This is a genomic window from Actinoplanes sp. NPDC048791, from assembly GCF_040650095.1.
Lineage (GTDB): Bacteria > Actinomycetota > Actinomycetes > Mycobacteriales > Micromonosporaceae > Actinoplanes.
This window is the reverse complement of the sequence record NZ_JBEZGQ010000296.1, coordinates 1-8,551: the sequence shown is the minus strand read 5'-3', so window position 1 is coordinate 8,551 and position 8,551 is coordinate 1. Positions and strand designations below refer to the sequence as shown.

Sequence of the window (8,551 nt, the reverse complement as noted above, 5' to 3'; positions counted from 1 at the left end):
CGGGCGGCCGGCACCACCATGGGCGACCCGGTCGACGAGCACTACACCGCGGCCTCCGGCACGTCGATGGCGACGCCACACATCGCCGGCTCGGCGGCGCTGCTGGCCCAGAAGCATCCGGACTGGACGGGCGCGAGGATCAAGGAAGTGCTGGTCAGCACCGCGAAAACCGCGGCCGGCCAATCCGTGTACGCCCAGGGCGCCGGCCGCGTCGACCTCACCCGGGCCACCACGCAGCCGGTGACCGGCACGGCCGTCGCGGACTTCGGCCTGCACGCGGTCGGCGAGACGCCGAGCATCGCGACCAGGACGGTGACCTACACGAACGCGGGCAGCACGCCGGTGACCCTGGCCCTGGCCGCACCGGCCGGCTTCACCACGGACCGGCCCAGCGTCACCGTGCCGGCCGCCGGCTCCGCGTCCGTCGTGCTCAGCGTCGACTTCGCCAAGCAGGACCAGGGCCGGTTCAGCGGCTGGCTCAAGGCCACCGCCACCGGCACCGTGGTCACCACCGCGATCGGCGCGACCCTGGACGGCCCCCGGCACACCGTCACGGTCAAGGCCGTCGACCGCAGCGGTACGCCCGCAGCCGTGCCCGCGCTGACCATCCACGGCGACGACAGTCGCTTCGACGTGCTCGGCTGGTTCGGTCCCGGTGGCCGTACGTGGGAGGTGCAGGAGGGGACGTACCTGCTCGACGCGCTGCTCGAGGACGGCGCGCCGCTCGACGAGCAGGCCACCTACGTGAGCATCCCGGAGCTGCGGGTCGACCGGGACATCGAGGTGCTGATCGACGCCCGCAAGGGCACGCCGATCCGGATCGAGACGCCGCAGCCCTCCGAGCAGCAGACGGTGCTCAGCTACTACGTGCACCGGGTCACCGGCACGGGCCGCGGCATCTCCCACGGCGTCATGCACTTCAGCAATGTCGAGCAGGTCAACGTCGTGCCGACGAAGAAGGTGGCCAAGGGCAGTTTCGAGTTCTCGTCGCGGTGGCAGCTCGTGGCGCCGATGGTGCAGACCAGGGTGTCCGGCGTCAGCGGTCCGCTCGACCTCAACCTGTTCGGCAACTCACCGGCCTACTCCGGCACCAGGCGGTTCCCGTTGACGACGTGGGGTGCCGGCCCCGTACGAGGGAAAGCGGTCCTGATCCCGGCGACCGACGCGGACGAGCTGGACCAGATCGACGCGGCGGCGCGAGCCGGCGCGGCGGCAGCCCTGCTGGTGCGGCCGGCCGACCGTTCCGCGTGGACGGTGTTCGCACCGGACGCCGAGCAGCTGCCGGTGACGTCGCTGGCCGTGGCGTACGACGACGGGCAGAAGCTGCTCGCCCGGGCCGCCCGGCCGGGCGCGGTGATCGATCTGACCCTGACCCGGTCGAGCCCGTACCTCTACGACGTCTTCCAGGTGTCCAAGGACCGCATCCCGGAGCGCGTCGTGCACCGGGTGACAACCGCCAACAGCCGGCGGATCAAGACGACCTACGCCGACAACGGCGGTTTCGACTGGGTGAAGGAGCAGCGGTTCGGATGGCGCCCCTGGCAGACGTATTCGTGGAACGACACCTCCCGGGTGGTGCGCACCCCGTCGGCCCGCGAGGAGTGGGTGTCGGCCGGCGACTCGGTGTGGCAGCACCGGGTGCACAGCCTCTACCCGTGGAGCAGCTTCGGGCCGTTGCAGGGTGGCTTCACCGAGCCGCCGCGGAGCTACAGCGCGGGCAAGGGGGCGGAGAGCTGGGGCGCCCCGGTGGTACGGCCCGCAGCACCGGCCGGCATCGCGTCGACCCGCGTCGGTGACGTGCTGAAACTGCGCGTCGCGGAGTTCGTGGACAGCGACGGTCACTACGAGGCCGAGGCGCTCGACCCCGTCGCCGCCACGCTCTGGCGGGACGGCAAGGTGCTCGCCGAGCTGCCGAACGCCTGGCAGAACGTGGCCACGAGCAAGGGGCCGGCGGCGTACAAGCTGCGCCTCACCACGCAACGCGGTGGCGAGGACTGGCTGTACGGCACGCGGACCGAGACCGAGTGGACGTTCCGCTCCGGGGCCGACGGCACCCTGCCGCTGCTGCACGTCGGCTACGACGCGCCGCGTACGACCCGGGCGCACCTGCTGAAGCTGACCTTCTCGGCCAAGGTGAGCAGCCTGAAGGTGGAGGTGTCGGCCGACGACGGCGCCACGTTCCAGCGGGCGGTGACCGTGGGCAGCACGGCCCTGATCCCGGGCGGGCGTACGCCGGGATCGCTGCGGGTCACCGCGAAGGACAAGGCCGGCAACACCGTGACGCAGACGGTGGTCCGCGCCTACCCGCGCGGCTGACCGGCCGGGTCCGCCGGGGCTGCCAGCCAGCCCCGCCGGGCCGCCTGGAACGCCAGGCCGGTGCGGGTGTCCACCCCGGCCAGGGCCATCAGCCGGTCCAGCCGGCGCTGCACGGTGCGCTTGCTGACCCCGAGATGGGTGGCGATCGACTTGTCCGGCATCCCGGAGACGAACAGCGACAGCAACAGCACCTCCGGCGCCGGCAGGTCGCCGCGCGGGGCATCGGCGAGCACCGGGGTGGCCCGCTCCCAGTAGCTCTCGAAGAGCGCCACCAGCGCGTCGAGCAGCTCACTGGAGCGGATCAGCGCGGCGGTGGGCTCGCCGACCCCGCGGGACTCGTCCGGCACCAGCGGGCAGATGGCCAGGGACCGGTCGGCGATCGCCAGCCGTACGGGCAGAGCGGGCAGAGTCCGCGACTCCTCACCCGCTTTGATCGACTCGACGATGCTGGCCAGCTCGCCGGGCTTCTCCAGCAGCTCCCGCTCGTAGATGGCGCGGTACTTCACACCCCGGGCCAGCGCCGAGCCCTCCTCCTCGTTCTCCGGTCCCTGCATGGCGATCGGGTTGGCCCGGCAGAACCAGAGGATCTCCTCGCGGGCGGTGTCCTGCATCTCGAACAGCCGCCGTCGCAACGCCTGCGCGCCGACGACGATCTCGACCAGATGCTCGGCGCTGCGCCGCCGGTTGCTGCTGCGGTAGTCCTCACTGAGCGCGGCGACGACCTGCCGCGCCGACTCCAGCGACTGTTGCTGACGCAGCAACGTGTCACCCAGGGCGACGTCCGGTGGCAGAGCGTGAAAAGTCGGGCCGGGAGTGACAAGCCCCTTGGCGCGCAACGACTCCAGCACGTCGGCGGCCTGCCGCGCGGACGTACCGGCGAGCCGGGCCAGCTCGTCCGGGCCGGCACCGGCGAGCCGCACCACCAGGCGGTAAGCCTCCTGCTCAGCGGTGGTGAGCAGGTCGGGGTCGGGATGCATGCGGCCACTCTACGAGCGTCCCGCAGCCCCGCCGCCCGACCGGCGCCCGACGGGCGAGTGGGGTATTCACCGTAGCCGCAGAGTGACAGCATGTATCAATGCGCCACGGCCCCCGTGACACACCGGACGATGCCCCGCAGGACGGCCGGATCGCCGGCTGGGCGGCGGCCCGCTGCGACGAGATCGTCGGGGACCTCCGCGGCCCGCTGTGGCGGTTCACCGAGGGCGTCGCCGGCCTGCTCTATCCCGGGCTCGGCCCCGCGGTCGCCGCCGCCGGCCGGGTCACCAAGTGGGGCCCGGTGGTGCTCGGGCTCAACGACGAGCGGGGCGCCGACGTCAAGATCGGCCTGATCGGCTCCGAGCACCTCGGCCTGTGGACGGTGCTGCGGACCCGCCTCGGCCGGTCCGGCCCCGGGCCCCGGCCCGGCTGGTGCGTCGACCTGCCGGTCGGTCCGGCCGGCGGGTTCGGGTCCGAGGGGGTACGCGAGGACGCCCGGATCGTCTCCGGCGTCGAGGATGTCAAACCCGCGGACGTGGCACCGCTGCTGCTCGCCGTACCGCCCCCGGACGCGGCGACCCGGCTGCTGGCCCGGGTCGACGTGCGCCGCCGGGCCGGGGTCGTCGCGGTCGACGCCGGTGACGGGGTGTGGCAGCGGCGGATGTTCTTCACCGTGGTCTCACCGGCCCGCCGCGGGGACGGCCTCCACGAGACGTACCGGGTGGTGTGCCCGGTTTGCGGCCGCCGCCGGCTCGCCCAGTTCCGCGGCTTCGACGTCTGTTCCGACTGCGGCTGGCTGCACATCCAGTCCGGATCGGGCTGACCCGCGCGCCAGATCCGGCCGGTTTCGGTCGGGACGTCGACAGGTTCTTCTGCACCGGCGCCGATCCCGGCAGACTGGCTCGCGTCAGGAGTGATCCCTGGTGAACGGTCGTCGAGCGGAGGCTACGTGAGTTCGGAAAGCATGTCGCGGGATCAGCGCCGGGCCCAGCGGCTGGCCCGCTACGACGAACTGCGCGCCGAGCGGCCGCACCTGTTCGTCAACCCGCCGGATGCGGCGTACGAGATCGTCTTCGACGAGGCCGGGCAGAGGCGGGTCGCCGACGAGTCCGCCGCGAAGCTGCGGGCGGTGGGCAAGCCCGAGGAGTACGGCGACATCGGCGTGATCTATGAGGACTCGTTCGTGATCGGGGTGCGGGACGCCGTCCGGTTCCGGGACGGGGGGATGGGACCGTACATCCGCGTTCTCGGTGCCGTGGTCGGCACCGGCGCGGCGGTCATGCCCGTGCTCCCGGACGGCCGGATCGTGTTGATCCGGCATTTCCGGCACGACCCCCGGAGCTGGCACTGGGAGATTCCGCGGGGTTTCGCCGAGCCCGGTGCTGACGGCGCCACCACCGCGGGCCGGGAGCTCACCGAGGAGCTGGGCGTCCCGGTCGGCAAGGTCGAGCTGCTCGGCCGCTTCGCCAACGGCGCCGAGTCCGACGAGATCTTCCTGGCTCGTCTTGAGGTCCCGGAGCTGCCCGCCGAAGGCACCCGGGACGCGTTCCTGGAAGGCATCGACGACGTCCGGCTGGTCACCCGCGAGCAGCTGGAGGCGATGATGGTGGCGGGGGAGATGACCGACAGTTTCACGCTGGCCGCGTACGCGTTCGCGGTCGCCCGCGGCGCGCTGTAAGGCCCGGGCGGCGTAGCCGATCATCTGATATCGACCCCGAGAAAACCCTGAGCTGTCGTTTTTCTGCTTGGTGCGGTCATCGGGCAGGCCTACGCTCCGGCCCATCGGATGACACGGGGGGTTCCGAGATGGCCGGGCTGGTGTGCGGACGCTGGAGCAAATGGGTGGTGCTCGGCCTCTGGGTCGTCGTGCTCATGATCGCGGCGCCGATGGCGGGCAAGCTGACCGACGTCCAGAAGAACGACAACGCCGCCTGGCTGCCCGGCGGGGCGGAGGCCACCCAGGTCTCCGAGCTGCAGGGCACCTTCCAGTCCGACGACATCGCGCCGGCCGTCATCGTCTACGAACGGGCCGCCGGCATCACCCCGGCCGACACCGCCAAGGCCACTCAGGACGCTGCCGCGATGGGCCGGGTCGCCGGGGTCACCGGTGACGTCACCGGGCCGGTGCCGGCCAAGGACGGTCAGGCGCTGCAGACCATCGTGCCGATCAAGGTGGACGCGGACGGCTGGGACAAGATCGTCGACACGGTCGACCTGCTGAAGGCCACCACCGGCGCCGGGAGCGGCGGGCTCAGCATCCAGTACGCCGGGCCGGCCGCCACCGCCGCGGACAGCGCCGAGGCGTTCGAGGGCATCGACGGCACCCTGCTCTACACGACGCTGGCGATCGTGGCGATCATCCTGCTGATCACGTACCGCAGTCCGGTGCTCTGGCTGTTGCCCATCATCTCCGCCGGGGTCGCGCTGACCACCTCGCAGGCGGTCATCTACCTGCTCGCCAAGCACGCCGGGCTGGTGGTGAACGCGCAGAGCGCGGGCATCCTGACGGTGCTCGTCTTCGGCGCGGGCACCGACTACGCCCTGCTGCTCGTCGCCCGCTACCGCGAGGAGCTGCGCCGGCACGACGACCGGCACGAGGCGATGGCGCTCGCGTTGCACCGGGCCGGGCCGGCCATCATCGCCAGCGCCGCCACCGTGGCCGTGGGCATGTCCTGCCTGACGCTCGCCGAGGTCAACTCGACCAGCGGCCTCGGCCCGGTCTCGGCGCTCGGCATCGTGGTCGGGCTGCTCGCGATGATCACTCTGCTGCCCGCGCTGCTGGTCATCTTCGGCCGCTGGCTGTTCTGGCCGGTCCGCCCGGCGATGGGCACAGCCGAGCCGACCGCCACCGGCATCTACGCCAGGATGGGCACGCGGATCGCCCGCCGGCCGCGCCTGGTCTGGGTCACCACCGCGGCCGTGCTCGGCGCGATGTCACTGGGCCTGCTCCAGCTCGAGGCCAACGGTCTGACCCAGGCCGACCAGTTCGTCGACAAGCCGTCGTCGGTCTCCGGCGAGGAGGCGCTGGCCCGGCACTTCGCGGCCGGTCAGGGCCAGCCGGTCGTCGTGATCGGCCAGGCGGCCGCGGCTGCCCGGATCCGGTCGGCGGTCGCCGCCACACCCGGCATCAGCTCCGCCGGTGAGCCCCTGGTCAAGGGTGACCTGGTGCTGATCGAGGGCCTGCTGGCCGACCCGCCGGACAGCGACGCGGCGATGGCCACCATCAAGCGGGTCCGCGCCGCCGTGCATCCGGTCGGCGACGCCCAGGTGGGCGGCATGACCGCCATGACGCTGGACATCAACGAGGCCAACGAGCACGACAACCGGCTGATCATCCCGCTGGTCCTGCTCGTGGTGCTGGTGATCCTGGGCCTGCTGCTGCGCGCGATCGTCGCCCCGCTGGTGCTGATCGCCACGGTCGTGCTGTCCTTCGGCGCGGCGCTGGGCGTCAGCGCGCTGATCTTCCGGCACGTGTTCGGCTTCGCCGGCGAGGACACGTCGTTCCCGCTGTACGTGTTCGTCTTCCTGGTCGCCCTGGGCATCGACTACAACATCTTCCTGATGACCCGGGTCCGGGAGGAGACGCACGGGCACGGCCCCCGCCGCGGCGCGCTGATCGGCCTGGCCGCCACCGGCGGGGTGATCACCTCCGCCGGGATCGTGCTGGCGGGCACCTTCGCCGCGCTCGGCAGCCTGCCGCTGGTGGCGTTCGCCGAGATCGGTTTCGCGGTCGCGTTCGGCGTGCTGCTGGACACCCTCATCGTGCGGTCGGTGCTGGTGACCGCGCTCAACCTCGACCTGGGACGGTGGATGTGGTGGCCGGGGCGGCTGGCCCGGGTCCGCGACGAGCCGGCCCCCCGGGAGCCGGAACGTGACCTCGAACCCGTGCCCTGAGCGGGTAGATTCCCTGCTCATGAGGTTTCGTGCGGAGCTGCGGTCGACCGGCGGGAACACAGCCGGGTTCCAGGTCGACGACGACGTGGTGGCCGCGCTGGACGGCGGTGGCCGGCCCAAGGTGGTCGTGACCGTCAACGGCTTCGAGTGGCGCAGCTCGATCGCCCGGATGAGCGGCTCCTACTGGCTGGGCGTCAGCGTGGAACGCCGGGCCGCCGCCGGGATCGCGCCCGGCGAGGTGCTCGACGTGGACGTCGTGCTGGACCGGGCCGTCCGCGAGGTGGAGGTGCCGGCGGATCTCGCGGCGGCGCTCGACGCCGAGCCGGCCGCGAAGGCGTTCTGGGACGGCCTGTCCTACAGCAACAAGAGCTGGCACGTCCTGCAGGTCACCAGCGCGAAGGCGGCGGAGACGAGGGCCCGGCGGGTGGCCCGGTCGGTGGCGATGATGCTCGAGGGTCGCGCCCGCTGACCGTCACTGCCCGCCGATGCGCTTGACGGTCGTGCCGACCAGCTTCTGCCAGTCGGCGGAGAACTGCGGGTTGGCGCTCGCGTCCGACTTGCCCAGGCGGTAGATCGCGTACTGGTCGACGAGCACCACGTTGCCCCGGGCCAGCGCGGCCACGGCCACGTCGGCGGTGGCGGGGTGCGCTTTGTCGTACTGCTTCTGGCGGGTGGTGACGAAGCCGATCCAGCCGCCCTCCTCCAGCGGGGCCGTCGCGGCCGTCTCCGTGTACGCCGGTTCCTCGCGCTCGCCGGACTTCGCGGGCTGTGACACGGTGGGCGCACAGGCATCGGCGACCGTACGCAGCGTGGCGAGCGCGGTCGCGGCCGAAACGGCATCCTCGTAGACCAGGCCCAGCTGGGTCAGGCTCTGTACGCCCTCGGTGCCCTCGTCGGAGAGCGGCGCGGCGACCAGTTGCGGCTTGCCGGGGATGCCGGCCGGGGCGGTGTCGGCGCCGCAGATGCTGACGAGCTGGTTCGGCGCCGCCGACTCCTGCGGGGCCTTCCAGGTCGGGCCCACCTCGGCGGGCTTGAGCAGAGCGTTGCGCACGGTGTCGACGGTGATGGTGCCGTCGGGGTCGGGGGAGTCGTCCGCCGAGCAGCCGGCGAAAGCGGCGACGGCACACACGGCCAGGGCGGCACGGACGACTCTGGTCACAACCATCCGGCCATGATGGCAGACGTCCAGCGGTCACCCGCAGTCACCAGCAGGCGGTGCCCCGGCGGTGACGCGACGTGACGAGCCCGCGGGCCGGGATCGTCGATGATCCCGGCCCGCGAGCAGCTGTCGACCAGCTGTCGGCCAGCCGTCGGCCAGCGGCCGACCTCAGGCCGTCGGGGCCACCGGCGGCGCTGCCGGATCGGC

General features: G+C 72.4%; 7 protein-coding genes. 5 read left to right on the top strand and 2 right to left on the bottom strand.

Annotated features, from left to right (window positions below; all coding sequences use genetic code 11):
* Positions 1-2,316 (top strand): S8 family serine peptidase (locus AB0C29_RS21665; protein WP_360822762.1); only part of this gene is annotated, 2,316 nt, incomplete at its 5' end.
* Here the strand turns inward: AB0C29_RS21665 and AB0C29_RS21660 are convergent.
* Positions 2,301-3,293: a TrmB family transcriptional regulator gene (locus AB0C29_RS21660; protein ID WP_360822759.1), complete on the bottom strand. Its 993-nt coding sequence runs from the start codon at positions 3,291-3,293 to the stop codon at positions 2,301-2,303. The genes AB0C29_RS21665 and AB0C29_RS21660 overlap by 16 nt on opposite strands.
* A gap of 98 nt (positions 3,294-3,391) precedes the next feature.
* Between AB0C29_RS21660 and AB0C29_RS21655 the strand changes: the two genes are divergently transcribed.
* From AB0C29_RS21655 to AB0C29_RS21640, 4 genes are all read left to right on the top strand, one after another.
* Positions 3,392-4,114, top strand: a complete 723-nt coding sequence (locus AB0C29_RS21655; protein ID WP_360822757.1) for a hypothetical protein — start codon at positions 3,392-3,394, stop codon at positions 4,112-4,114.
* A 126-nt stretch (positions 4,115-4,240) separates the two neighbouring features.
* Positions 4,241-4,969 carry an NUDIX hydrolase gene (locus AB0C29_RS21650; RefSeq protein ID WP_360822755.1) on the top strand — a complete coding sequence of 243 codons (729 nt, stop codon included), beginning with the start codon at positions 4,241-4,243 and terminating at the stop codon, positions 4,967-4,969.
* A gap of 128 nt (positions 4,970-5,097) precedes the next feature.
* On the top strand, positions 5,098-7,185 hold the full coding sequence (locus tag AB0C29_RS21645) for an MMPL family transporter (protein WP_360822752.1): 2,088 nt from the start codon (positions 5,098-5,100) through the stop codon (positions 7,183-7,185).
* Positions 7,186-7,204: 19 nt separating this feature from the next.
* Positions 7,205-7,654: a YdeI/OmpD-associated family protein gene (locus tag AB0C29_RS21640; RefSeq protein WP_360822749.1), complete on the top strand. Its 450-nt coding sequence runs from the start codon at positions 7,205-7,207 to the stop codon at positions 7,652-7,654.
* 3 nt (positions 7,655-7,657) lie between these two features.
* Here the strand turns inward: AB0C29_RS21640 and AB0C29_RS21635 are convergent, their stop codons facing one another.
* Entirely contained in the window at positions 7,658-8,350 is a 693-nt protein-coding gene (locus AB0C29_RS21635; RefSeq protein ID WP_360822746.1) for a hypothetical protein, read from the bottom strand.
* Positions 8,351-8,551 lie beyond the last annotated feature (201 nt).

Excerpts from the sequence above, each read along its gene's own strand:
- AB0C29_RS21660 (WP_360822759.1), bottom strand. The coding sequence starts at position 3,293 with ATGCATCCCGACCCCGACCTGCTCACCACCGCTGAGCAGGAGGCTTAC.
- AB0C29_RS21655 (WP_360822757.1), top strand. The coding sequence starts at position 3,392 with ATGCGCCACGGCCCCCGTGACACACCGGACGATGCCCCGCAGGACGGC.
- AB0C29_RS21645 (WP_360822752.1), top strand. The coding sequence starts at position 5,098 with ATGGCCGGGCTGGTGTGCGGACGCTGGAGCAAATGGGTGGTGCTCGGC.
- AB0C29_RS21640 (WP_360822749.1), top strand. The coding sequence starts at position 7,205 with ATGAGGTTTCGTGCGGAGCTGCGGTCGACCGGCGGGAACACAGCCGGG.
- AB0C29_RS21635 (WP_360822746.1), bottom strand. The coding sequence starts at position 8,350 with ATGGTTGTGACCAGAGTCGTCCGTGCCGCCCTGGCCGTGTGTGCCGTC.